Annotated in this window: 18 protein-coding genes and 3 pseudogenes; 8 read left to right on the forward strand and 13 right to left on the reverse strand. The window is 75.8% G+C overall.

Going from position 1 to position 23,056, the window contains the following annotated elements; translation table 11 throughout:
• Window positions 1–355: 355 nt before the first annotated feature.
• Entirely contained in the window at window positions 356–544 is a 189-nt protein-coding gene (locus LUW75_RS03605; protein ID WP_250337790.1) for a hypothetical protein, read from the reverse strand.
• Between the two features lie 595 nt (window positions 545–1,139).
• Between LUW75_RS03605 and LUW75_RS03610 the strand changes: the two genes are divergently transcribed.
• From LUW75_RS03610 to LUW75_RS03620, 3 genes are all read left to right on the forward strand, one after another.
• Window positions 1,140–2,933, forward strand: coding sequence for a S8 family peptidase (locus LUW75_RS03610; RefSeq protein ID WP_250334335.1), 1,794 nt, complete (start codon window positions 1,140–1,142; stop codon window positions 2,931–2,933).
• Window positions 2,934–3,391: 458 nt separating this feature from the next.
• Window positions 3,392–4,621 carry a glycosyltransferase 87 family protein gene (locus LUW75_RS03615; RefSeq protein WP_250334336.1) on the forward strand — a complete coding sequence of 410 codons (1,230 nt, stop codon included), beginning with the start codon at window positions 3,392–3,394 and terminating at the stop codon, window positions 4,619–4,621.
• 83 nt (window positions 4,622–4,704) lie between these two features.
• Window positions 4,705–5,874, forward strand: a complete 1,170-nt coding sequence (locus LUW75_RS03620; protein WP_250334337.1) for a glycosyltransferase family 4 protein — start codon at window positions 4,705–4,707, stop codon at window positions 5,872–5,874.
• 43 nt (window positions 5,875–5,917) lie between these two features.
• Here LUW75_RS03620 and LUW75_RS03625 read toward each other — a convergent pair whose 3' ends face one another.
• Together LUW75_RS03625 and LUW75_RS03630 are read right to left on the reverse strand one after the other, a co-directional pair.
• Complete coding sequence (locus LUW75_RS03625; RefSeq protein ID WP_250334338.1) at window positions 5,918–6,583, reverse strand: response regulator; 666 nt, start codon at window positions 6,581–6,583, stop codon at window positions 5,918–5,920.
• The gene (locus LUW75_RS03630) at window positions 6,571–7,848 is read right to left on the reverse strand and encodes a sensor histidine kinase (protein WP_250334339.1); all 1,278 of its coding nucleotides are present in this window, start codon (window positions 7,846–7,848) and stop codon (window positions 6,571–6,573) included. Before LUW75_RS03630 ends, LUW75_RS03625 begins: the two co-directional genes overlap by 13 nt.
• Window positions 7,849–8,430: 582 nt before the next feature.
• Between LUW75_RS03630 and rpmF the strand changes: the two genes are divergently transcribed.
• A complete protein-coding gene (rpmF, locus tag LUW75_RS03635) occupies window positions 8,431–8,601 on the forward strand; it encodes a 50S ribosomal protein L32 (protein ID WP_250334340.1) in 171 nt (56 codons plus the stop codon).
• A gap of 5 nt (window positions 8,602–8,606) precedes the next feature.
• Complete coding sequence (locus LUW75_RS03640) at window positions 8,607–9,776, forward strand: GTP-binding protein (RefSeq protein WP_250334341.1); 1,170 nt, start codon at window positions 8,607–8,609, stop codon at window positions 9,774–9,776.
• Window positions 9,777–10,694: 918 nt separating this feature from the next.
• Here LUW75_RS03640 and LUW75_RS03645 read toward each other — a convergent pair.
• The 6 genes and pseudogenes from LUW75_RS03645 to LUW75_RS03670 all read right to left on the reverse strand — a co-directional run bounded on the left by LUW75_RS03645 (window position 10,695) and on the right by LUW75_RS03670 (window position 16,952).
• A pseudogene (locus tag LUW75_RS03645) lies at window positions 10,695–11,707 on the reverse strand (ABC transporter substrate-binding protein).
• A gap of 16 nt (window positions 11,708–11,723) precedes the next feature.
• On the reverse strand, window positions 11,724–12,497 hold the full coding sequence (locus LUW75_RS03650; protein ID WP_250334342.1) for an ABC transporter ATP-binding protein: 774 nt from the start codon (window positions 12,495–12,497) through the stop codon (window positions 11,724–11,726).
• Window position 12,498: 1 nt separating this feature from the next.
• Entirely contained in the window at window positions 12,499–13,644 is a 1,146-nt protein-coding gene (locus LUW75_RS03655) for a FecCD family ABC transporter permease (RefSeq protein WP_250334343.1), read from the reverse strand.
• Window positions 13,645–13,749: 105 nt separating this feature from the next.
• A complete protein-coding gene (locus tag LUW75_RS03660) occupies window positions 13,750–15,021 on the reverse strand; it encodes an MFS transporter (RefSeq protein ID WP_250334344.1) in 1,272 nt (423 codons plus the stop codon).
• Window positions 15,018–15,863: a Rossmann-like domain-containing protein gene (locus LUW75_RS03665; protein ID WP_250334345.1), complete on the reverse strand. Its 846-nt coding sequence runs from the start codon at window positions 15,861–15,863 to the stop codon at window positions 15,018–15,020. The genes LUW75_RS03660 and LUW75_RS03665 overlap by 4 nt, the downstream gene beginning before the upstream one ends.
• A gap of 84 nt (window positions 15,864–15,947) precedes the next feature.
• Window positions 15,948–16,952, reverse strand: coding sequence for a pyridoxal-phosphate dependent enzyme (locus LUW75_RS03670; protein ID WP_250334346.1), 1,005 nt, complete (start codon window positions 16,950–16,952; stop codon window positions 15,948–15,950).
• A 547-nt stretch (window positions 16,953–17,499) separates the two neighbouring features.
• On the opposite strand from LUW75_RS03670, the gene LUW75_RS03675 reads away from it, so the two are divergent.
• Window positions 17,500–18,456, forward strand: coding sequence for a GHMP family kinase ATP-binding protein (locus LUW75_RS03675; protein ID WP_250337531.1), 957 nt, complete (start codon window positions 17,500–17,502; stop codon window positions 18,454–18,456).
• Window positions 18,457–18,604: 148 nt separating this feature from the next.
• Here LUW75_RS03675 and LUW75_RS03680 read toward each other — a convergent pair whose 3' ends face one another.
• Complete coding sequence (locus tag LUW75_RS03680) at window positions 18,605–19,414, reverse strand: SGNH/GDSL hydrolase family protein (protein ID WP_250334347.1); 810 nt, start codon at window positions 19,412–19,414, stop codon at window positions 18,605–18,607.
• 337 nt (window positions 19,415–19,751) lie between these two features.
• On the opposite strand from LUW75_RS03680, the gene LUW75_RS03685 reads away from it, so the two are divergent.
• Window positions 19,752–20,873, forward strand: coding sequence for a PucR family transcriptional regulator (locus tag LUW75_RS03685; RefSeq protein WP_250334348.1), 1,122 nt, complete (start codon window positions 19,752–19,754; stop codon window positions 20,871–20,873).
• A gap of 189 nt (window positions 20,874–21,062) precedes the next feature.
• On the opposite strand, the gene LUW75_RS03690 is transcribed toward LUW75_RS03685, so the two are convergent.
• The 3 genes and pseudogenes from LUW75_RS03690 to LUW75_RS24535 all read right to left on the reverse strand — a co-directional run.
• Window positions 21,063–21,344 carry an Lrp/AsnC family transcriptional regulator gene (locus tag LUW75_RS03690; protein WP_250334349.1) on the reverse strand — a complete coding sequence of 94 codons (282 nt, stop codon included), beginning with the start codon at window positions 21,342–21,344 and terminating at the stop codon, window positions 21,063–21,065.
• Between the two features lie 78 nt (window positions 21,345–21,422).
• A pseudogene (locus LUW75_RS24530) lies at window positions 21,423–21,614 on the reverse strand (hypothetical protein); the annotation flags it as partial.
• Between the two features lie 341 nt (window positions 21,615–21,955).
• Window positions 21,956–22,189: pseudogene (locus LUW75_RS24535) on the reverse strand (AsnC family protein); the annotation flags it as partial.
• Here LUW75_RS24535 and LUW75_RS03700 point away from each other — a divergent pair.
• A complete protein-coding gene (locus LUW75_RS03700; protein WP_250334351.1) occupies window positions 22,188–23,009 on the forward strand; it encodes an inositol monophosphatase family protein in 822 nt (273 codons plus the stop codon). The pseudogene LUW75_RS24535 and the gene LUW75_RS03700 overlap by 2 nt on opposite strands.
• Window positions 23,010–23,056 lie beyond the last annotated feature (47 nt).

The following is a 23,056-nucleotide window of genomic DNA, read 5'->3' on the forward strand; positions in this document are numbered from 1 at the left end:
CGGCACCGCTCCGACGGGGACACCCTCGCACATGGACGCGCGGTCGGATCGCCGTCTGACCGGATGAGGGTGCTGAACGTCCGGCGGCGGCGCCCTACCGGGCCGGAAGGGGCCACGCGGCGGCGGCTCCGTCGCCCCGCCCCGGGGGACCGTGCCGTACGGGCGGGAGGAGCGGGCCGCCGGGGCGTCCCCGCCGGCCATACCCGGGCCATACCCGGGGCGTCCCCGCCGCCCCCGCTGCCGGGGCGGCGGGGACTGTGGCCGGGAGGCGGTCGCGGCTCCCCGACGGCCGCGCGCTCCCGGCCGGGCTGCGCCCCGGTCCGCGACCCCGGGTTCCGCGGGTCCGCCCCGCTCGCTAGGCGCCCTCCCCCGGGGACCCGGCTTCCGGTTCCGTCCCGTCCTCCTCCTCGGCGAACCGCTCCCCCTCCGCCTGGGACGGGGTCGTCCGGGCCACGTCGGGGTGCTCCTGCGCGTCCGGGTCCCGTTCCCCCTCCGCCTGGGACGGGGTGGGGTAGCCCCACGGGTCGCTCATGGGGTCGTTCATGTCACGCCTCCGGTGGATCCGCCGTTCCTGCCGCCCCGGCCCGGGGCGGAGAGGCTACGGGTACCCGGGCCGGCGGCCTCCCCACCCCTCCCCGCCGGGCACCTCCCCGGACGGCTCCCGTCCCGGCGGCGCCGGCCCCGGGAAACCCGCAGTACACATGACGATCGTTTGTTGTATGAGCGGATTTAAATAAGTATCCGTAGCGCTCTCCGCCCGTATGGTCGAGCGCATTGTTTTGGCCATAGCTTTTCTGCCATCCGGTCGACCGGACGCGCTCGACGGCGGCGATCCGTCGAGCGCGTGACGGCCGGCCGGTGCGCTGCGCGATGGAAGGACGTCGCGTGCGGACGCGCCCCGGCCCACAAGGCCGCAGCGACCGCACCGCACATCCCCCGGCGTCCGGCTCACGAGCGCGCCGAGTCCGTCGACGCCTGGAACCGGGACCTCCTCGCCGCCGCACGTCCGGCCGCCACAACCCCCACCCCGTCCTGCCGCGGCCGCAGGAGCCCGGCTTGTCATGCGCGAATCACGCGTGGGCGCATCACGCGTGTGCGGTTCCACGGCGCCGGGTCGAACTTCCAGGAAAGGCGATACCTTGAACGGCTACAGACGCGTTCGCACATCCCTCGTCGCGGCGACGGCCACCGCGCTGATCTGCGTCGGCACGGCCGCCTCCGCCGCCGCGCCCGCCCCGGCCCCGGCCCCCGCCCCGGTGCCGGCCGCCCAGGCCGACCAGGCGCCCGTCGAGCGCCTCATCGTCGGCTACAAGTCGATGAGCGCGGAGGCCAAGTCCGACTCCGCGGCCGGCAAGGACGCCGAGGCCAAGGGCAAGAAGGCGGGCGAGTCCCTCGACTTCGACCGCCGCCTGGGCACCGGCGCCGCCCTGATCAGCCTGGACGGCGCGGCCGACGAGAAGACCGCGGACACCGTCATGGCCGCCTTCCGGGCCGACCCGGACGTCGCCTACGTCGTCCCGGACCGCCGCGTGTACGCCACGGCCGCGACCCCCAACGACACCGAGTACAGCCGCCAGTGGGACCTCTTCGAGGCCACGGCCGGCATGAGGGTCCCCGGCGCCTGGGACAAGGCGACCGGTTCGGGCGTCAACGTCTCCGTGATCGACACCGGCTACGTCGCCCACTCCGACCTCTCCGCCAACATCGTCCCGGGCTACGACTTCATCTCCGACCCGTTCATGGCGAACGACGGCGGCGGCCGCGACGGCAACGCCGCCGACCCGGGCGACTGGATGCTCCAGGGCGAGTGCGGCGACAACTACCCGGAGCGGGACACCTCCAGCTCCTGGCACGGCACCCACGTCGCGGGCACCATCGCCGCCTCGACCCACAACGGCAAGGGCGTCGCCGGCATCGCGTACGACGCGAAGGTCCAGCCGGTCCGCGTGCTCGGCAAGTGCGGCGGCACGACGGCCGACATCATGGACGCCATCACCTGGTCCTCCGGCGGCTCCGTCGCGGGCGCGCCCTCCAACCCGTACCCCGCCGACGTCATCAACATGAGCCTCGGCGGCGGCGGCTCCTGCGACGCGGGCACCCAGAGCGCCATCAACGCCGCCGTCAACCGCGGCTCCACGATCGTCGTCGCGGCCGGCAACAGCAACGTGAACGCCTCCGGCTTCAACCCGGCCAACTGCTCCAACGTCATCACCGTCGCCGCCTCGGACCGCGAGGGCAACCGCGCCTCGTACTCCAACTACGGCACCATCGTCGACATCACCGCCCCCGGCGGCGAGACCGCGGCGAGCTCCGCCAACGGCATCTGGTCCACGCTGAACAGCGGCACCCGCGGCCCGGTCGGCGAGAACTACAAGGCCTACCAGGGCACCAGCATGGCCGCCCCGCACATCGCCGGCCTCGCCGCGCTGATGAAGCAGGCGAACCCGTCGATGACCCCGGCGCAGATCGAGTCCACGATCAAGAGCAAGGCCCGTCCGCTGCCCGGTTACTGCTCCGGCGGCTGCGGCGCGGGCCTGGCCGACGCGGCGGCCACCCTCGGCGCGGGCGGCGGCACCCAGCCGCCGTCGGGCACGGTCTTCACCAACTCGTCCAACGTGAACATCGTGGACAACGCCACCGTCACGTCCTCCATCGCAGTCAGCGGGATCAGCGGCTACGCCTCCTCCACCCTCAAGGTCGACGTCGACATCAAGCACACCTACCGCGGTGACCTGAAGATCGAGCTCGTCGCCCCGAGCGGCGCCGCCGCCCTGCTGAAGGACGTCAGCTCCGGCGACAGCGCCGACAACGTCGTCACCACCTACACCGTGGACGCCTCCAGCGTCCTGGCGAGCGGCACCTGGAAGCTCCGCGTGACCGACGGCTACAGCGGTGACACCGGTTACATCGACTCCTGGAGCCTGACCTTCTGACGGTCCCCGGCTCCGGTCCTCACCAGGGGGCCTGCCGACGCCGCCCCGGCGCCGGCAGGCCCCCCGCCGTCGGTACGGCCGGGCACCGCGCCCCGGCGCCCCGTGCCCGCGAGGTGCCGGCGCTGCGCGCCGACGAGGTGCGCACGGGGTGACGGCGGGACGCCGGCCCACCGGGCACCCCGGCGGGCCGGCCCACCGGGCGCGCCGGACAGCCGACCGGCGGGCGCGGCCGCCGGAGCCGCACCCCGCCCCGCCCGAACCCCCGCACCGCACCGCACCCCGCCCGCCGCCCGACCGGGGCCGTCCCGGGCCGCCGAGGCGCCGGGATCGCCGCCCGCGGGGAACCGGGTCCCGCGGCGCCTCGGCGTGGTCGACCAAACCCCACCCCAAGGTCTCGACCTGGCCGTCATGACGGGCCGGCGGGCGCCCGGTGTGATGGAGGGGTGCCGACTCCCCTGATGCGAACCCCGTGGAAGCGCCGGCTGCCCTGGTGCGGCGGCTGGCTCGCGGCGTCCGTGTGGGCCGGGGTGTTCCCGCTCACCGCGGCCCCCGAGCCGCACCGCGTCTGGGGGGCGTGCGCGTCCGCCGGGTACCTCTGCGCCGCGGTCGCCGCGCTGTGGCGGCGGGGGCGGGGCCCGTCCGTCGCGCTCGCCCTGGCCGGGGCGGTGGCCGTGCCGCTGCTGGTGCTGCTGGTGAGCGGCGGGGCGCAGAGCGAGGTGGACGTCGTCGAACGAGCCGGAGTACTGACGGTGCGTCAGGTCACCCCGTATCTAGCCGACCCCCGCGCGGTGACCGAGGTCACCCCGTACCTGCCGGGCATGGCGGTGTTCGGCCTGCCGCGCGCGGTGCTGGGCGACCCCGGCCCGCTGCCCCGGCTGCTGGGCGACGCCCGGCTCTGGTGCGCGGCGGCGTTCCTCGGCTGCCTGCGGGTGGCGTGGCGCCGGGCCGGGCGGGGTCCGGGCGACCCCGGGACCGCGGGCCGGGACGCCGTCGGCGCGCTCCTCGCCTCGCCGGTCGTGGCGCTGCCGCTGTGCGTCAGCGGGGTGGACCTGCCGCTGACCGGGCTGCTGTTCCTGGCACTGGTGTACGCGGCCCGGCGGCGCCCGGTCGCCGCCGGGCTGGCGCTCGCCGCCGCCTGCTCCCTCAAGTGGACGGCGTGGCCCGCCGTCGCGGTCGCCGCGGCGCTCCTCGCCCACCGGGACGGCATACGGGCGGCCGCGCGCGGCGCGGCGGTGGCGGTCGCGGGAACCGCCCTGCTCGTCCTGCCGAGCGCGCTGCTGTCGCCCCGGGCCCTGGTGGAGCAGGTGTTCGCCTTCCCGACGGGACGCGGTCCGTGGCCGACGCCGGCGGCCAGCCCGCTGCCGGGCCGGCTGCTCGCCGACCTGGGGCCGGCCGGCTGGTGCGCGGCGGTCGCGCTGCTGCTGGCCGGCGGGCTGGCCGTCGCCGTGTCCCTCGTCGTCCGGCCGCCGCGCGACCTGGTGTCCGCCGCCGACCGGCTCGCCGCCGGCCTGTGCACGGCGTTCCTCCTCGCTCCCGCCGGACGGTTCGGGTACCTCGCCCTGCCGGTCCTCCTGGCCGTGGCGGCCCGTCTGCCGCACGGCGTCCGCCGGGCGGGGTCCGCCCGGGGTGCCGCCGTGCGGGCCCCGCGGCCCCGGCGTCCGGTCCCGGCCGCCCGGGGTCCGCGGTGAGCGCCCCGCGGCGCGCGCCGCCGGCGGCCGCCGCGCCCCCGCCCACCGCCCACCGCCCGGCCCTCACGAAGGCAGCGACCCCGATGAGCACCACCCTGATCGTCACCAACGACTTCCCGCCCCGCCAGGGCGGCATCGAGACGTTCGTCCACGCCATGGCGGTGCGCGTCCCCGGCGACGACGTGGTCGTCTACACGTCCGGCGAGCCGGGCGCCGCCGCACACGACGCCGCCCTGCCCTTCCCGGTGGTCAGGGACCCCGCCCGCACGCTGCTGCCCACCCCGCGCGTCACCCGCCGCGCCCTGGCGATCGCCCGGCGGCACGGCTGCGACCGGGTCTGGTTCGGGGCCGCCGCGCCGCTGGCGGCGATGGCGCCCGCGCTGCGGGACGGCGGGATACGGCGCATGGTCGCCACCACGCACGGCCACGAGATCTGGTGGGCCCGCACCCCGGGCGCCCGGCGGGTGCTGCGGCGCATCGGCGACCACGTGGACGCCGTCACGTACCTGGGCGAGTACACCCGGCGCCGCATCGCACCCGCGCTGGGGCCCCGGGCCGAGCTGGTGCGGCTGGTGCCGGGGGTGGACCCGGCGGCGTTCCGGCCCGCGCCCGACCGGGGGCGACGGGTCCGCGAACGGCACGGCCTGGTGGGCCGGAAGGTCGTCCTGTGCGTGTCGCGGCTGGTGGCGCGCAAGGGCCAGGACACGCTGATACGGGCGATGCCGGGCATCCGGCGGGCCGTGCCGGACGCGGTGCTGGTGATCGTGGGCGGCGGCCCGGACGAGGCGCGGCTGCGGTCCCTCGCACACCGGTACGCCCACGGGCACGTGGTGTTCGCCGGCGGCCTGGACCACGCCTCGACGGCCCCCTACTACGCGGCGGCCGACGTGTTCGCCATGCCGTGCCGGACCCGGAGGGCGGGGCTGGAGGCGGAGGGGCTGGGCATCGTCTTCCTGGAGGCCGCCGCCGGCGGGCTGCCCGTGGTCGCCGGCGACTCGGGCGGCGCTCCGGACGCGGTCGTCGACGGGGTGACGGGCACGGTGGTGGACGGCAGGGACGTACGGGCCGTGGCCCGCGCCGTGGCGGGGGTCCTGCGCGACCCCGAGCGGGCCGCGGCGATGGGCGCGGCCGGGCGGGCGTGGGTGGCGGACCGGTGGTCCTGGGACGCGTCGGCGGCGCTGCTGACGCGGCTGCTCACCCCGGGCGCGGGCCGCGGGACCGCCGCGCCGGGGCCGGCCGGCCGGGAGGGCTGAGGGGACGCCGGCCCTCCCGCGGGGAGGCGGCGGCGCGGCCCGGTCAGAGCGGCGGGGCGTCGCGGCGGAGGTGGGCGAGGACGGCCAGGACGCGGCGGTTGCCCTCGACCGGGTCCAGGTCCAGCTTGGTGAAGATGTTGCCGGAGTGCTTGACCACCGACGCCTCGGTGATGGTGAGCCGCTGCGCGATGGCCTGGTTGTTGAACCCCTCCGCCATCAGGGCCAGCACCTCCCGCTCCCGGGGTGTGAGGCGCCGCAGCGGTTCCTCCGCCGTCCGCTGCCGCAGCAGCACCCGGACCGCCTCCGGGTCGATCACGGTCTGCCCGCCGGCGACCCGGTCCAGCGCGTCGAGGAAGTCCGCGACCTCCCCGACCCGGTCCTTCAGCAGGTACCCGAGGCCTCCCGCGGACGGGGAGCCGCCGAGCAGCTGCGTCGCGTACGCCGTGGCGACGTACTGCGACAGCACCAGCACCGGCAGGCCCGGATGCCGGCCGCGCAGTTCCAGTGCCGCCCTCAGGCCCTCGTCGCGCAGGCCCGGCGGCATCCGCACGTCGGTGATGACCACGTCCGGCCGGTCGGCGTCCACGGCGCGGGCCAGTTCCCCGGCGTCCCCGACGGCGGCGGTCACCTCGTGCCCGACGCGGGACAGCAGTTCCACCAGGCCGGCGCGGAGCAGGACCGCGTCCTCGGCGAGCACTACGCGGAGCACGGCACCTCCAACCGCAGTCGCGTGGGCCCGCCGGCGGGGCTGGTCACGACGAGTCTCCCCTTCAGGACGGCCACCCGGTCCGCCAGGCCCCGCAGGCCGGCGCCGGCGGCCGGATCGGCGCCGCCGCGGCCGTCGTCGGTGACGGTCAGGACCAGCCTGCCGCCGCGAAGCCGGCCGACGACGGCGATCTCCCCGGCGCCGCTGTGCTTGGAGGCGTTGGTCAGCGCCTCGGTGACGGTGAAGTACGCCGTCGTCTCGACCGCCGGGGGCAGCCGGTGCGGCAGGTCGATGTCGACGGTCACCGGGATCGGGTTGCGCAGGGCCAGTTCGGCGACGGCGGCGGGCAACCCGTGGTCGGTGAGGACCCGGGGGTGGATGCCGCGCACCAGGGAGCGCAGCTGCTCCAGGGCCCGACGGGCCTCGCCGCGGGCACGGGCGACGAGCGGGGCGGCGGGCGAGTCCCGCTCGCGCAGCTCCAGCTCGGCCAGGCCCAGTGTCATGGCGAGCGCCACCATCTGCTGCTGCGCGCCGTCGTGCAGGTCGCGTTCGATGCGGTGCCGCTCGGCCTCGAAGGCGTCGACGAGCCGGGCGCGGGAGCGGGTCAGCTCGATGACCCGGCGGTCCAGGTCCCCGTCCCTGGCCGACAGCAGTGCCCGGGCGACCCACACCTGGGCGCCCGCCAACAGCCCGCCCGCGTAGGCCGAGACCAGCAGCCCGAGCAACCCCACGGCGCTGCCCCCGAGGGCCTCCAGCGGACCGGAGACCGCCCGGCCGGGCACCAGCATCACCGTGTCGGGGGCGACCGCCCACACGATGACGGGCGCGGCCGTCAGGATCACCGCCAGGCCGAGCAGGGCGGTGAAGCCGATCCCCGCGGCGGTGAAGACCACACCCAGGAGGAGCGTGTACGCCGACTCCCGCCAGGTGGCCCGTTCGCGCAGCCGGGTGCGCAGCCACGGCAGGGCGCCCGTACCCGGCAGGGAGGCGTGCGGGTCGGGGAGGGGCTCCGGTTCGACGAGCCGCAGCCGGCGCCGCTCCAGGGCGGCGACGGGGATGCCGAGGAGGGCGGCCGCCGTCAGGACGAGCAGGCCGACGCCCAGGACGGACAGGACGACGCCGGCGAGGAGGAGGACCGCGAGGAGGAGCAGCGCCGCACAGCCCACGACGGTGCCGCTCAGCAGGAACGCCCAGCACCGCGGCGGCCAGGGGGAGAGTGCGAAGCGCAGGGGACGCCGCCGCATGGCGTCCCAGACGGCGACGGTCATGGTGCTCCTCCCTCCCGGGGCCGTGGCGCGTGCGGGTCCACCGGGTACCTTAACCACCCGTCAGATCCGCCCGGGGCGGGGGGGAGTCGGCCGCCCGCCCCTCCGCGGAACCCCGGCCGCACCCCCGCCGGCGCGGGCGTGCCGGAGGACGGCCGGGTGAAGCGGGCACGGGGAACCGGGCCGTGCCGGGAGCGGCGTGGCTCGCGGCACGGCCCAGCGGTGCGCGGCGAGTCTTCGGATCGGCCGCCGCCAGGCGGCCTGTGCGTCGCACGGCGGGCGGCGCGCTCGCCCGCCGCGCGTGGCGCGTGGCGCGTGGCGCGTGGCGCGTGGCGCGTGGCGCGTGGCGCGTGGCGCGTGGCGCCGACGGCGAGGTGTCCCCCTCCGGAGGGTTCCCGGGACGAGGTGGTCGGCGCTCATCGCGGGTACGGCACCACCGGCCGCCGCAATCGGTCTTCCCGGTGCCGCGGGCGTGTCACCGGAGGACCGGGTCGGTGCCCGTGCGGGAGCGGGAGGGGACCCCAGTTCGGTAATGGGATCCATTTTCATGTAGCGTGGTCCCGTACCCGACCTGGAGAGTTCGTCATGGCCGTCCCCAAGCGCAAGCTGTCCCGCAGCAACACCCGCCACCGCCGCGCCCAGTGGAAGGCGACCGCCCCCCGGCTGGTGCCGGTCACGGTCGGCGGCGTCGTCCACCTGGTGCCGCAGCGCCTGGCCAGGGCGTACGAGCGCGGCCTGCTGCGCCCCGAGGGCTGACCGGCGTGGCCGGGCGACTGCCCGTCACCGTCCTGTCCGGCTTCCTCGGTGCCGGCAAGACCACCCTGCTCAACCACGTGCTGGACAACCGCGAGGGCCTGCGGGTCGCGGTCATCGTCAACGACATGAGCGAGGTCAACATCGACGCCGCGCTCGTGCGCGGCGGCGAGGCCGCCCTCTCGCGGACCGAGGAGCGCCTGGTCGAGATGACCAACGGGTGCATCTGCTGCACCCTGCGCGACGACCTCCTGGAGGAGGTGGCCCGGCTGGCCCGCGAGGGCCGCTTCGACCACCTGCTCATCGAGTCCAGCGGCATCTCCGAACCCATGCCGGTGGCCGCCACCTTCGCCTTCCCCGGCGACGACGGCGCCGCCCTCGGCGACCTCGCCCGGCTGGACACCATGGTCACGGTCGTCGACGCCGCCGGCTTCCTGCCGGAGCTGGAGGGCGGGGACGGACTCGCCGAGCGCGGACTCGACCAGTACGAGGGCGACGAGCGCACCGTCAGCGACCTGCTGATGGACCAGGTCGAGTTCGCCGACGTCATCGTGCTCAACAAACTCGACCTCGTCGACCCGCCGAGCGCCGACCGCCTGCGAGCCGCCCTGGCCCGGCTCAACCCCGCGGCCCGGATCGTGACCGCCGTCCACGGGCGGGTGCACCCCTGCGAGGTGCTCGGCACGGGCCTGTTCGACCTGGAGCGCGCCCAGCAGGCACCGGGCTGGGTCATGGAACTCAACGGCGACCACGTACCGAAGACCGAGGAGTACGGCATCTCCTCGACCGTCTTCCGCTCCGACCGGCCGTTCCACCCGGGCCGGCTGTGGTCGTTCGTCACCGAGGGGCTCGACAGCGGCGCCTTCGGCCGGGTCCTGCGGTCCAAGGGCTTCTTCCTGCTGGCCGGCCGCCCGGACGTCACGGGCCTGTGGTCGCAGGCCGGTTCCGTCGCCCGCTTCGAGCCCTCCGGCGCCCGGGACCCCCACGACGCGCAGGGCCAGGAACTGGTCTTCATCGGCATCGGCCTGCGGGCCCCGGCGCTCCGGGCGGCGCTCGCCGACTGCCTCGCCGTGGAGGGCGAGGCCCTTCCGGCCACCGACCCCTTCCCCGCGTGGGACGTCTTCGGCGCCGACGACGCCTGCGAGCACGAGCACCCCGAGCCCGTGCCGCGGGGATGAGTGCTCCGGGTCGGGCGGTGGTCGCAGCCACGGCACCGTCCGACCCGGTACGTCCGCCCGGTGCCGCCGGGCCGGAACCGGCGCGGCACGTGCCGCCCGCCGCCGGCGCCCACCGGGCCCGGTCGTCCGCCGTCCGCGGCGCCGGACCCGGCGGGCCGTCGCGGCGGCCCGCGGGCTCCGCTCCGCTCCTCCGGCCGCACGGAGGCCGCGGGCCGCCCCGCACCCCTCCGCTCCTCACGCCCCGGCCACCGCGGCCGGGGCGTCCGCGTACGGCCCCGGGCGGACCGCCGCGGCCCGGGGCGCGCTCCCCCGCCGCCGGGTCCGGCACGTACCGGACCGGGGGCCGGGCCTCCGGCCGCGGAGGGTGCGTCCGCGGGGCCGCGCCGTCGCCACCGTCCGGGGTGCCGCCGCCGGGTCGGCGCTCCGTGCCGTGGAGGGGCCGCCGGGGGCTGCCGCCGTCGAGGCGGCGGAGGGGTCGGTGGTCGTCCCAGTGCCCGTCGTGCGCCGCGTGCCGGTGGCCGTCGTGGGCGTGGTCGACGTGGTCCCCGTGGGGAACCGCCACGTGGCCGCAGCCCTCGCCGTGGGCGTGGTCGTGCCCGGGGTGCGGCCGGTGCTCCGCTGCCGTCGTCATGCCGATCATCTCCGCGGGTGCGCGCCGCCGCGCGCCCTGCCGGGCGGGGCGGCCCCGGAATCGCTTCTCCACCCCTTCGAAAGGGCTGTCACAGACGGCGGGCACCGGCGAAGGCCGGAGCCTTCCGCGCGGTGGGGCGGTGGCGGCCCCGCGTCCTCCGCGGGGACGGGTCCCCTTCCGGACCGCCCGCGGCGGTTCCCGGTCCCGGGGAGCGGTGCCCGCGGGAGCGCCGGCCCGACGCCGCGGGGCCGTGTCCGGTCGGACACGGCCCCGCGGCGTCGGTTCGGTCAGCTCTCGAGGGAGCGCAGGTACTTCGCGAACTTCTCCAGACCGTCGATGTTCCGCGGCCCGCTGATGCCTTCGTTGTAGTCGAGGATGAAGAAGTTGTTCTTCTTCACGGCGGGGAGCTCCCTGGTGTGGGGGGACTTCTTCAGGAACTCGATCTTCTTCTCGGCGGGCTGGTCGCCGTAGTCGAGGATCATGACCACCTCGGGTTCGGCCTCGGCGACGGCCTCCCAGTTGACCTGGGTCCACCGCTGGTCGAGGCCGTCGAAGACGTTCCGGCCGCCGGCGGTCTCGATGATGTCGTTCGGCGGCACCTGGTTGCCCGCGGTGAAGGGCTGGTCGGTGCCCGAGTCGTAGAGGAAGACCGGCACCGGGTCGCCGCCCCGGGGCGCCTGGGCCTTGACGGCCTCCACGCGCTTCTTCAGGCCGCCGACGACCTCGGCCGCCTTCTTCTCGACCCTGAAGATCCTGCCGAGCCGGTCGAGGTCGGTGTAGAGGGCCTCGAACGGGGTGACCTTCTCCGGGTACTCCGGGTAGTTGAAGCAGCTCTCCGTGTGCATGAAGCTCTGGATGTCGAGCTTGTCGAGGATCTCGGGGGTGATGCCCCGCTCGTCCTTGAAGCCGGAGTTCCAGCCGGCGACGACGAGGTCGGCCTTGGCCTCCACGACGAGCTCCTTGTTGAGGAGGTCGTCGCTGAGCATCTTCACCTTGGCGTACTCCGACGCCCACGGGGACTCGCTCACCGGCGGGTTCGCGGGCGGCATGACGTACCCGTGCACGTGCTCGGTGAGGCCGAGGCTGAAGAGCTTGTCGGCGCTCCCCCCTCGTACGCCACGACGCGCTTGGGGAGGGTGTACTCGACCGGCTCGCCGCAGCGCTTGACGGTGACCTTGTCGGACGCCTTGGCGTCCGGCTCGACCTCGGCGCCGCAGCCGCCGAGCAGCAGGACGGCCGCGGCCGCGGAACCGGGGGCGGCGCGGCGCCGCGCCGGGCGGGGAAGTCTGGTGGTGCGCATGGGGTGGGGTCGCCTTTCACAGGGAGGGGTTGAGCGAATACAGCAGTTGGGGGGCGCCGGTGAGCGGGTGGGGGACGATGGTGGCCCTGACGCCGAAGACCTCGTCGACCAGTTCGGGGGTGAGGACGTCGGCGGGCGGCCCGGCCGCCACCAGGCGGCCCCCGCGGAGCACGCCGACGCGGTCGCAGGCGGCCGCGGCGAGGTTGAGGTCGTGGAGCACGACCAGGACGGTGAGTCCGGAGCCGCGCAGCAGGGAGAGCAGTTCGATCTGGTGCCGCACGTCGAGGTGGTTCGTCGGCTCGTCCAGCACCAGGATCCTCGGTTCCTGGACGAGTGCCCGCGCCAGGAGGACGCGCTGGCGCTCCCCGCCCGACAGGGTGAGGACGCCGCGCCGGGCGAGGTGGGCGATGTCGAGCCGCTCCATCACCCGTTCGCACAGCTCCCGTTCGCGCCGGCCGAGCGCCTGGTTGCCCCGCAGGTGGGGAGCGCGTCCGAGCGCGACGACCTCCTCGACCGTGAAGTCGAGGTCGACGGCGCCGTCCTGGGTCATGGCGGCGACGGTCTGCGCGCTGCGGCCCATCGTCAGGCGCGAGAGGTCGTCCCCGCCCACCCGGACGGCGCCGGAGCTGGGGCGGAGCGCCCGGTAGACGCAGCGCAGAGCGGTGGACTTCCCGCTTCCGTTGGGGCCGACCAGACCCACGACCCGGCCGCTCCCCACCTCCAGGGACAGGTCCCGCACCAGGCTCCTGCCCTCGGTCACCACCGAGATCCCGTCGAGTTCGAGCTCCATCTCAGCGGCCTCCGAACATGTAGCCCCTGCGGCGCATCAGGACGATGAACACCGGTACTCCGACGAGCGCGGTGATGACGCCCAGCGGCAGTTCGCGCGGGGCCACCAGGGTCCGGGACACCAGGTCGACCCAGACCATGAAGATCGCACCGGCCAGCGGGGCGACCGCGAGCACGCGGGCGTGGACGGCCCCGACGACCATGCGCACCACGTGCGGCATGACCAGTCCGACGAAGGCGATGGCGCCGCTGACGGCGACCATCACGCCCGTCACCAGCGAGACGAGCACGAGGAGGCCCTTGCGGTGCCGGTCGGGGCTGACGCCCAGGCTGGCGGCGGTCTCGTCCCCGAGTGCCAGGACGTCCAGCGCCCGACCGTACCGGTGGAGCACGACCAGCCCGAGCAGGACGACGGCCGACACGACGGGCAGGGCGCCCCAGGTGGCGGCGCCGAAGCTGCCCATCGTCCAGTACAGGACCATGCTGGTCGCCTCGCTGTCGGGCGCGAAGTAGATGATCACGCTCATCACCGCCTGGAACCCCAGCGACATCGCCACCCCCGTCAGGACCAGGCGCAGCGGCGAGAGGGTGCCGCGGCTGGAGGAGGCGGCGTACACCAGCAGCGACGCCACCAGCGCGCCGACGAAGGCGCCGGCCGACACCGCGTAGATGCCCAGTACCGCCAGGCCGCCGGTGACGGTGACGCCGACGGCGCCGACGGACGCCCCCGACGAGACACCGAGGACGAACGGGTCGGCGAGCGCGTTGCGCACCATCGCCTGGATGGCGACGCCGATCGCGCTCAGGCCGGCCCCCACGAGCGCCGCCAGCAGCACCCGCGGCGTGCGGATCTGCCAGATGATCTGGTACGTGGTCACCTCGTCCGCCCCGATGCCCCCGCCGCTGAGGGCCGCCCAGAGGTAGCGGGCGGTCCGGCCGGGTGCGATCACGGCGGATCCCAGCCCGATGGCCGTGACCACGGAGGCGAGGAGGACGACGAAGAGGAGGGCGCAGACCGCGACCAGGCTCTTGCGGGAGGCGAGCCGGTCCCTCACGCCCGCGGCGGGACCGGGGGCCGGGGAGTCGGCCTCCGGGGCGTCGGCCGCGGCGGCGCCGACCGGTGGTGGGGAGATCGCGGGCGGAGGCATGGGCTCGGCCTTTCATTTCCAAAACGACAATCATGTTCGAGGGGCAATCCAACACGCTGCCCCGTGCCGCCCGCCACGGCGGACGGGCGGCACGTGCGCCGTCCGTTACCCGGCGCCCGCCGCCTCCCGCTCCTCCGCGCCCCCTCGGGACACCAGGAGGGCGGCACCGAGCGCCACGACGACGAGGGCGCCGAAGACGGCGGCGATGCCCGGGTAGCCGGCCAGGCCGAGGCCCGCGCCGCCCAGGGCCGCGCCCACGAAGACCCCGAGGCTCTGGCCCGCGGAGTTGAGGCTCAGGGCGGAGCCGCGCAGCGGGCCGCAGCGCCGCACCAGCAGGCTCACGGCGCAGGCGGCCACGAGCGCGTGGCTCGCCGCGTGGAGCGCGGTCAACGCGAGGGCGAGCGGAAGCCAGTGGGTGAAGTAGAAGCCCACGACCGACACCAGGGCCGCGACCAGGCCGAGGACGAGCAGCCGCTCGGTGCTGGTCCGGGTCCCCTCGGAGTTCGCGATCCGCCCGGTCAGGAGGTTGCTCACGAAGAACGACGCGCCGCTCAGCGTCCAGACGAGCGCGAAGAGCCCGGGATCGAGCTGGAACCGTTCGTCGTAGTAGGCCGCCAGATAGGCCAGGTACCCCATGAACACCGCGGTGCGGAGCAGGGAGACCAGCAGCAGCGGCACCGCTCCGCGCACCGCTCCCAGCGCCTTGAACGACGCGACGTAGCTCAGGCGCCGCCCGCTCCCGGCCGCCTCGGGCTCCTTCGGCCCGCTCCGTGCGAGGAAGACCGCGGCGAGGAGGACCGAGACCGCGCCCACGGCGACGAGGTCCCCCTCCCAGCCCCACAGGAGGGCGGGCAGGGCCACGACCGGCGCGGCGAGCATCGCGGTCATCGACTGGGTGGCCGTCACCAGGGTCGCCGCCCGGCCGGCCGCCTTGCCGGCGCCGAAGCGGTCGGCGGCCGCCGCGGTGAGGGCCGGGTTCAGCACGGCCGTGCTCGCGCCGACCAGCAGGCAGAAGACCGCCAGCAGGACGAAGTCCCCGCTCGCGCCCAGCACCGCCGAGGCGCCGAGGGCGGCGAGCCCGCCCGCGGCCGCCCACTCCTTGCGCACCCGGTCGACGAAGGGGGCGAGCGCCGTGCCGACCAGCAGGGCGGCCAGGCCGCCGAGTCCGCGCAGGCCGCCCATGGCGGCGACGCTGCTGCCGGCCTCGTCCGCGATCGGCACGAGGTAGGTGCTGAAGATGGTGAACGGCAGCAGGCCGACCGCCGAGGCGAGGAGGACCGGCCACAGGGCGCGGGCCATCCTCAGGTCGCCCGGCAGCGGTTCCTCCGCCTCCGGGGCCTCCCGGTCCGTCGCGGGGTTCTCGGTGCCGGCGCTCACGAGCCGTCCCCGTTCGCGCGTGCCGGCCTGTCGGCGCGGTAGCGGTACATGGACGTCGGGTCGGCGCTGAACTGCGAGAAGGGGAAGGGCTCGGCGTTCAGGGCGGTGACCCCGCCGCCCAGGAAGGCGCGGGCGACGGCGCTGCCGGTCTGCGCGTAGACGACCAGGGGGACGCCCTGCTCCCGGCAGTGCTCGAGGATCAGGTCGAACGTTCCGTTGCTCAGGGTCATGCCGGTGGCGACGACGGCGTCGGCCTCCCCGAGGACCTCGGTCATGTCGTCGCTGACCTGCTCGCCCCACTGGGTGGTGCGCAGGTTCAGGTCGCAGGGGAGGCAGACGCCTCCCCGGTCGCGTATCGCCGCGACCAGGGGGTTGACCACCCCGATGAGCGCCACCTTCGCACCCGGCTCGATGTCGAGGAGGCCGGCGATGGAGGCGTCGCGGGCCCGGGCGCGGACCTCGGGCGTCCCGATCGGCAGCGCGACCGGCTCGGCCTCGTCCGCCTCCCGGTGCGGCCGCGCCTCGGAGAGGTACGCGTCGAGGGCGGCGACCCGGACCGGGGTGGAGTCGTGGCGCAGCAGCGTGTCCAGGGTGTGGCCGGAGGCGTTCTCGCAGAAGTCGGGGGTCAGTTCGCCGGCTTCGAAGGAGCAGGCGCCGAAGGACCGCCCGACCCGGACGACGAGGTAGTGGTTGTGGTACGTGACCTGGCCCCCGGCCAGCCGGGTGGTGTGGTAGAGCCAGAACGCGCTGGTGACGGAGAGGTCCTTCGGGTCGGGGCCGTGGGCGCCCGACAGCACGGCGTCGGTCAGTTCCGCGACGGTCCGCGGCGTGGGGTGTGGCATCTCGGTTCCTTCGTCGGGGTGGTGGGCGGTGCCCTGGGGTTCGGGCCGGCCGGTCCCGGTGGTGGCCGGGCCGGCCGGGGGCGCTCAGCGCCCGGGCGCGGTGCGCAGGTCGGACCAGGACGCGGTCGACCAGGGGTGCCTGAGCTCTTCGAGGGAGGTGACCTCGTGCGGCTTCAGGGTGTCGATGTCCCGGGCCTCCGCGTGCCTGGCGTAGGCGCCGTCGACGTAGCGGTGGCCGGTGTCGGCGGCGATGAACACGTAGGTGCGGGAGGTGTCCCTCCGGCGCTCCCAGTGGGCGGTGAGGTAGGCGGCGCCGGCCGACAGGCCGGCGAAGACGCCGCTGCTGCGGAGGAGTTCGACGGCGCCGGAGAGCGCGTGGTCGAAGTTGACCCAGTGGATCCTGTCGTAGAGCTCGTGCCGGACGTTGCGGAACTCGATGGCGCTGCCGATCCCGGCGATGATCATGTCCGGGTCCGACACGTGCTCGGCGCCGAAGGTGACGCTGCCGAAGGGCTGCACGCCGACGAGCGAGACGTCCCTGCCGGTCTCCCTCAGGTAGGTGGTGAGGGCGCCGGTGGAGGCGCCCGTGCCCACGCCGCCCACCAGGGTCAGGGGCCCCTCGGGGACCTCCCGGTCGATCGTCGCGGCCACGTCGCGGTAGCCGTGGTAATGGATGCTGTCGTGGTACTGCCGCATCCAGTGGTAGGAGGGGTTCTCCTCCAGGATCTCGGCGATGCGCCGCACCCGGAGTTCCTGGTCGAGGCGGAGGTCCTTCGAGGGCCTGACCTGCTCCAGCGTGACGCCGAGGATCTCCAGCTGCGCCCGCAGGGTCCGGTCCACGGTCGTGGACCCCACGATGTGGCACTTCATCCCGTAGCGGTGGCAGGCGAGCGCCAGGGCGTGCGCGTAGATCCCGCTGGAGCTGTCGACGAGCGTGTCGCCGGGTTCGACGGCGCCGGTCTCCAGGAGGTGGCGCACCGCTCCCAGGGCCGAGTAGACCTTCATCGTCTCGAACCGCACGCAGACCAGGTCCGGCTGCAGGGATATGAGGTCCGGTTCCTTGATCGCTTCTGCTGCGTGTGCGTACATACCCGTCTTCCCGTCAGGCGGCCGTGCCGCGAAGCTTTTCGATCCGGCCGGTCCGGACGCCGCCCGCGGTTCCGCGGGGTCCGCCGGCCGCCGGGGCGGCGCCGCCGGGCGGCCGGCCGCGGACCGTCCGGTCCGCCCCCGGTGCGGGCGTCCGGTGCGCGCGGCGGGCCCGCCGCGGGGCCGGCTCCGGCGGCGACCCGCGCTCCGGGGACGGGGGCGGAGGACGCCGGCGGGGCGGTCGCGCCCCCGCGCCGGCGGGGGCGCCGGGAAGGGCCGTCGTACGGGCCCGGTTCCGCTCGCCCATGCTTCCTCCTCGTGCCGGGTGCCGATGGGATCGAGCCGCGAGCATCACAGTAGATGAAAATGATTGTCAAATCCGGCCATGGCCCCCACGGGGGGCGCCGCGACGCCCGGAGCCCCCGCCCGGCGGGGGACGCGCGGAGGGCAAGCCGGCGCGACCGCCCCCGACTTGCCCGTTCCCGCGGGACCCATATAAAAACGATTATCGGATTCACTGCACACTCTGACAAGAAGGGGTTCCGTGGAGCTGCCGCAGAAGGCCGGATCACGACCCTGCCCGCCGCCGCGCGGGCCGGGGGCGGCCGGAGTGGGGACCGCCTTCGGCACCTTCGGCGAGCTGCTCCAGGGCGCGCTGCCGGAGAAGGACGGGGACTTCCTCGTCACGCTGCCCGTCGCCCGGTGGACCAGGGCGGCCTTCCGGCCCGATCCGGACGCGGACGGCCTGGTGGTCCGGCCGGCCTGGAAGCGGAAGGCCCTGCGCCTGGCCCGCATGATCGTCGAGGAGGAGGCGCCGCGCCCGGTCGGCGGGGAGCTGACCGTCCACAGCCTCATCCCGGAGGGCAAGGGGCTGGCCAGCTCCTCGGCCGACCTGGTCGCGACCGCGCGGGCGGTGGGGCGGGCCCTGGGCCTGGCGATGCCGGCCGCCCGGATCGAACGGTTCCTGGCCCGCATCGAGCCCACCGACGGCGTGCTCTACCCGGGCATCGTCGCCTTCCACCACCGCAGCGTGCGGTTGCGCGCGGTCCTCGGGTCCCTGCCGGCCATGGCCGTGGTGGGCATCGACGAGGGCGGTGCGGTCGACACGGTGGACTTCAACCGCGCCCCCAAGCCGTTCACGGCGGCCGACCGGCACGAGTACGCGCGCCTGCTGGACCGGCTCGCCGGTGCCGTGCGCTCCCGCGACCTGGCGGAGGTGGGCAGGGTCGCGACCCGGAGCGCGCTGATGAACCAGTCCCTCCGGCACAAGTGGTCCCTGGAGCACATGTGCGGGATCTGCCGCGAGGTCGGCGGACTGGGCGTCGCCGTCGGCCACAGCGGCACGACGCTCGGCGTGCTGCTGGACACCGCCGACCCCGCGTACCCGCATCGCGCCACCGCGGCGGCGCAGGCGTGCACGGGGCTCGCGGGGGGTGTGGCGGTCTACCGGACCCTCAGCTTCCCGGGCGTCCTCGGCCCGGCAGCGGACCTGCCCGTACCCGCGTGACCCCGCCTCCCCCGCGCCCCGCCCCCGTGGCCGGCCGGGCGGACGGCTCCGCGCCGCCGGGTCCGCCGGCGGCGCGCGGAGGCCCGGGCCGGGCACCGGGACGGCCCCGCACCTCCCGGTGCGGGGCCGTCCGTGCCGTCCGGGGCGGTCAGCCGATGACCGAGCGGACGGCCGGGGCGAAGCCGTTCGCGTAACCGCTGCGGGTGGGGTGGTAGGAGTCGCCGACGCTCCAGGTCGCGCCGTTGACCCACGGGTCGGCGGCGCAGATGTCGTGGCCGGTGAAGGAGCGGATGGAGCTCTTGTAGACGAACCCGGCCGCCTCGGCCCGGCTCTTGGTGACCGCGTCCAGGTTGTCGGCGACGGCGTTCAGCTTGACGGCCTTGTCCGGGGAGGCGCCCGCGGCCGCCGGGCAGCCGAGGTCCTGGCCGAAGACGCGGCCGTAGCCGAGGACGACGACGGTGGCGTTCGGGGCGCCCGCGCGGATGGCGGCGTAGGCCTTGTCGAGCTTGGCGGGCAGTTCGTTCCTGATCCGGTTGTTGGTGTTGTCGATCGCGCTGTCGCAGGTGGGGCTCCAGCTGCCGGCGCAGTTGACGATCAGGTTGGCGAAGCCGACGTCGTTGCCGCCGATGGTGATCGACACGTAGTCGGTGTCCGCGCTGAGCGCCCTCGCCTGTCCGGGTACGTCCCCGGTCGTGGCGCCCTGACAGGCGACGAAGTCCAGCGAGGTGTTCGGCCGGCTCCGCGCGACCAGGTGGGGGTAGGCGTAGGTGTTGCGGCCGCAGGCGGAGTCCAGGTTGGTGCTGAAGGCGCCGTTCCCGGAGGAGTAGGAGTCGCCCATGCCGACGTAGCGGTCGAGTTCGGCCGCCGAGGCGGGAGCGGCGGGCGCCAGCAGGGCGGCGCAGGCAGCGGTGACGGCGAGGGTCGTGCGGCGCGGTCGGCCGGTCGGGGGCGTCGGCATGCGAGGGTCCTTCCTCGGACGGAAGCGGAACCGGATGGCTTACCCGGAGGTAACCTGCACGGTAGGGGCACCGCCCTGGTGGTGAAAGGCCGCTGGCATGGCATCGTGCCTGAAATTCCGGCCGCTGCCTTGTGAAGTGGAACAGCCCGTGCCACGGGGACGAGAGGGAGAACATGCCTGTTCCTCCACCGGCGGACGACACCGTCCGCCCGCCGCTCACCATAGGCGGCGACGCGCTCGCCGAGCGGCTGCTGCGGGAGCGCACGGCACTCGTCGAGGAGGTCAAGGCGCACCTGCTCGCCGAGGTGCCCTACTACCGGATGCTCCCCGGGAGCAGTTGGCCGGGGACATCACCGAGGTGGTCCGGCGGAACCTGGCGCTGTTCGCGGACGTCCTGCGCCGGCGCCGCCCCCTGGACGGCGGCAGGCTGCGCGAGCTGGCGGCGTCCGCGGTGCAGCGGGCCGAGGAGGGCGTCCCCGTCCAGCACGTCTTCTCCGCCTACCACGTGGGGATGCGGGTGGTGTGGAAGCGGATGGCGGCCGGGGTCGCGCCGGAGGACCTTCCCGACCTCGTCGAGACGACCGTACTGCTCCTGGACCACCTGCGCGTCCTCACCGAGACGGTCGTCGGCGCGTACGTGCACGAGCGGTTGCAGGTGTCCGGCCGGGAGCAGGCGGGGCGGCGCTCCCTCCTGGCGGCCCTGCTGGAGGGCCGGGCGCCGGGCGCGGACGCCGAGACCGACGGGCCGCGCCCGGCCGAGGCGTACGTCCTGCTGGCCCTGGCGGTCTCCGCGCACCCCGACGAGCGGGGCGAGGACGCCGGCGCGAGGATCGCCGCCCGCCGCAAGCTGCGGCGGCTGACCGGCACGCTGCAGGAGTGGGTGCCGGAGCACGCCCTCGTCGCGCTGGACACCGGCGGCGGCACGGTGCTCCTGCCCCTCGACTGCTCGGAGGCCGCCGACGCCGGGAGCACCGCACGACGCGTCGACGCCCTGGTGGCCCGGGCCTCCCGGCGTGCCGGCGCCGACGTGCGGGCCGCCGCCGTCGGCTGCCGGCGCGCCGACGTCCCGCACGCCCGCACCGAGGCGGCGGAGGTGCTGCGCGTCGTGCTCGCGCAGGGCCGCCCACCGGGGGTGTACCGGCTGGACGACGTGCTTCTCGAGGTGCAGCTGAGCCGTCCCGGACCGGCCCTCGACAGACTGGTACGGCTCCTCGACCCCCTGGAGACGGCGCCGGAACTGCTGGCGACGCTGACGGAGTACCTGGCGCACGGTCAGAGCCGCAAGCGCGCCGCGGCGGCGCTGCACGTCCACCCGAACACGGTGGACTACCGGCTGCGGCGCGTCGCGGAGCTGACCGAGCTGGACCTGCACAGCGCCGCGGACGTCGTCCGGCTCACCGCGGCCCTCATAGGACGCAGCACGCGGCCCGGCCACCGCACGGGGGCGCGCGCCCCCTGACCCTCCCCCGGGTGGCGAACCGGCAGCGAGGGGACGGGCCCCGGGCGGAACGGCCCCCGGACGGAGCAGGATCCGGGGTGGCGGCCCGTTGAGCGCGCGGCCCGGCGGGACGCCGCGGAGGCGGCCCGTTGAGCGCGCAGCCCGGCGGAGGCGGAGGCGGCCCGTGCCCCGCGGTCCGCGGTCCGCGGGTCAACCCCGCCCGGCGCCCACCGGTTTGACGGCGCGGGCGATCACCGTGGTCTCCACGCCGCTGACGCCCAGCGGGCCGAGGACGTCCGTGGTGAAGTCGTACAGGGCCCGGAGGTCACGGCAGTACACGGCGGCGATGAGGTTGCACTCGCCGGTGGTCGCGGCCACCGCGTGGGTGAGGGGGTGGGCGGCCAGGGTCTCGCCCGCCTCGCGCAGCCGCGCGGGCGGCACCCGCATCCACAGGTCGGCGTCGACCGTCAGGCCGAGCAGCTCGGGCCGCACCCGGACCAGGGTGCGCAGTCGCCCCGCGGCCTCCAGCCCGCGCAGCCGGCGCCGGACCGTCGTCTCCGGGACCCGCGCCAGGCGCCCCAGCTCCGCGAAGCCGAGCCGGGCGTCCCGGTCCAGGACGGCGAGCAGCCTGCGGTCCACGGCGTCGGGCACGGCCCCCGCGGAGCCCGCGGCCGCCACGGGCCCGGGGGTTCCGCGGACTCGGCGGGCTCCGGCGCGAGCAGCCCGGCCGTCTCCTCGGGGGTGAGGACGTCGGCACGCCACTGCCGCGCGTCGGCGAACACGCGCAGGACGCTGTGGACCGACAGGGACGTGATCGCCGCGGTGGCCGGAACCTGGCGGTACAGCAGGCGGTCGCGCTCGGCGCCGTCGCCGAGGAGCAGCACGCTGATCTCCTCGCCGCCGGCCATGAGGTCCACGGAGAGGACGTCCGGCCGCGCGGCGAACGCCTCGGCGACCGTGTCCCCCCTGCCCCGCGCGACCCGCACCCGCAGCACCGTGGCCCCCACGACCTCGTCGGGGGGCGCCAGACGTACGACGGAGACGGCCCCCGCGTCCCGCATCCGCGCCAGGCGGCGGGAGACCGTCCGCGCCGAGACCCCGAGCACACCGGCGATGCGGGCCGCCTCCGCCCGGCCGTCGACCTGGAGGGCGCCGACGATGCGCCGGTCCAGCCGGTCGAACGTGATGACGCTGTCCGCCACTGCCGCGCGCTCCCTGACCCGTACCCGCCGTTTCCCCCCGCCGCCGGGAGGTCCCGGACACCGGCCACGGTACCTCTGTGTCGGCGACCGCGCCGCAGGCGGTCGGCCGTGGACGACGGAAGGGAACGGGAACATGGCGACGGAGGACCACGCGGAGCTGCTGCCGCGGCTCGTCGAGGCGGTGCGGGAGGTCGGCGCGCTCGCCGGTTCGGCGCACCGCGGGTGGCCGGGCGACGGCGCGACCGTCGAGGAGATGATGACCGCGTTCGCGGCCGTGGACGGGCCCGCGGGCAGCCTGCTGCGCGAGCGCACGCGCGCGCTGCGCCCGGGCGCCCGCTGGGCGGCGGACGAGGTCGGCACCCGGGTGGCCGACACGGGCGAGGAGTGGGTGTGCGACGCGATCGACGGCGCGGTGCACTACCTGCAGGGGCTTCCGTACTGGAGCGTGACGTCGACGCTCGTCAGCGGCGGCAGGCCGGTGCTGGCGGTGATCTGGGCCCCGCAGCTCGGCCTGCTCTACACCGCGGTGCGGGGCGGGGGCGCCCGGCTCAACGGCCGGCCCGTGGCCCCCTCCCGCAAGGTCCTCGCGGCCGCGCTGGCGACGACGAGCCAGCCGCCGTGGAACACCGAGCCCGAACGGGCCGGTTCCTCGCTGACGGCGATGCTGCGCCGCACCCTCGCGGTCCGGAACCTCGGCCCGACCTCGCTGCAGATCGCCCAGGTCGGCTCGGGACACGTGGACGTGTTCTGGGAGTTCGGCCGGGACGCCTCGAACCTGCTCCCCGGCTCCCTCGTCGCCGCCGAGGCGGGGGCCCGGGTCACCGACGCGGCGGGGCGCGCGTGGACCCCGGCGGCGACGAGCTTCGTGGCCGCCGCCCCCAGCCTGCACGGGGAGGTCGTCGACGTGCTCTCCGACACGGTCGCCGCGCACCGGCGGCAGGGCGCCGCCTCCTGACGGCGGGTCACCGGCCGTCAGGGCGCCGTCCGCCGCCGGCGGGCCAC

The sequence above is a fragment of the Streptomyces sp. MRC013 genome, assembly GCF_023614235.1.
Lineage (GTDB): Bacteria > Actinomycetota > Actinomycetes > Streptomycetales > Streptomycetaceae > Streptomyces.

What these genes read in the sequence shown, in the direction of transcription:
- LUW75_RS03670 (WP_250334346.1), bottom strand. Translation starts at nt 16,952, where the DNA reads ATGTACGCACACGCAGCAGAAGCGATCAAGGAACCGGACCTCATATCC.
- LUW75_RS03665 (WP_250334345.1), bottom strand. Translation starts at nt 15,863, where the DNA reads ATGCCACACCCCACGCCGCGGACCGTCGCGGAACTGACCGACGCCGTG.
- LUW75_RS03655 (WP_250334343.1), bottom strand. Translation starts at nt 13,644, where the DNA reads ATGCCTCCGCCCGCGATCTCCCCACCACCGGTCGGCGCCGCCGCGGCC.
- LUW75_RS03700 (WP_250334351.1), top strand. Translation starts at nt 22,188, where the DNA reads ATGGCGACGGAGGACCACGCGGAGCTGCTGCCGCGGCTCGTCGAGGCG.
- LUW75_RS03620 (WP_250334337.1), top strand. Translation starts at nt 4,705, where the DNA reads ATGAGCACCACCCTGATCGTCACCAACGACTTCCCGCCCCGCCAGGGC.
- rpmF (WP_250334340.1), top strand. Translation starts at nt 8,431, where the DNA reads ATGGCCGTCCCCAAGCGCAAGCTGTCCCGCAGCAACACCCGCCACCGC.
- LUW75_RS03615 (WP_250334336.1), top strand. Translation starts at nt 3,392, where the DNA reads ATGCGAACCCCGTGGAAGCGCCGGCTGCCCTGGTGCGGCGGCTGGCTC.
- LUW75_RS03650 (WP_250334342.1), bottom strand. Translation starts at nt 12,497, where the DNA reads ATGGAGCTCGAACTCGACGGGATCTCGGTGGTGACCGAGGGCAGGAGC.
- LUW75_RS03680 (WP_250334347.1), bottom strand. Translation starts at nt 19,414, where the DNA reads ATGCCGACGCCCCCGACCGGCCGACCGCGCCGCACGACCCTCGCCGTC.
- LUW75_RS03630 (WP_250334339.1), bottom strand. Translation starts at nt 7,848, where the DNA reads ATGACCGTCGCCGTCTGGGACGCCATGCGGCGGCGTCCCCTGCGCTTC.
- LUW75_RS03605 (WP_250337790.1), bottom strand. Translation starts at nt 544, where the DNA reads ATGAACGACCCCATGAGCGACCCGTGGGGCTACCCCACCCCGTCCCAG.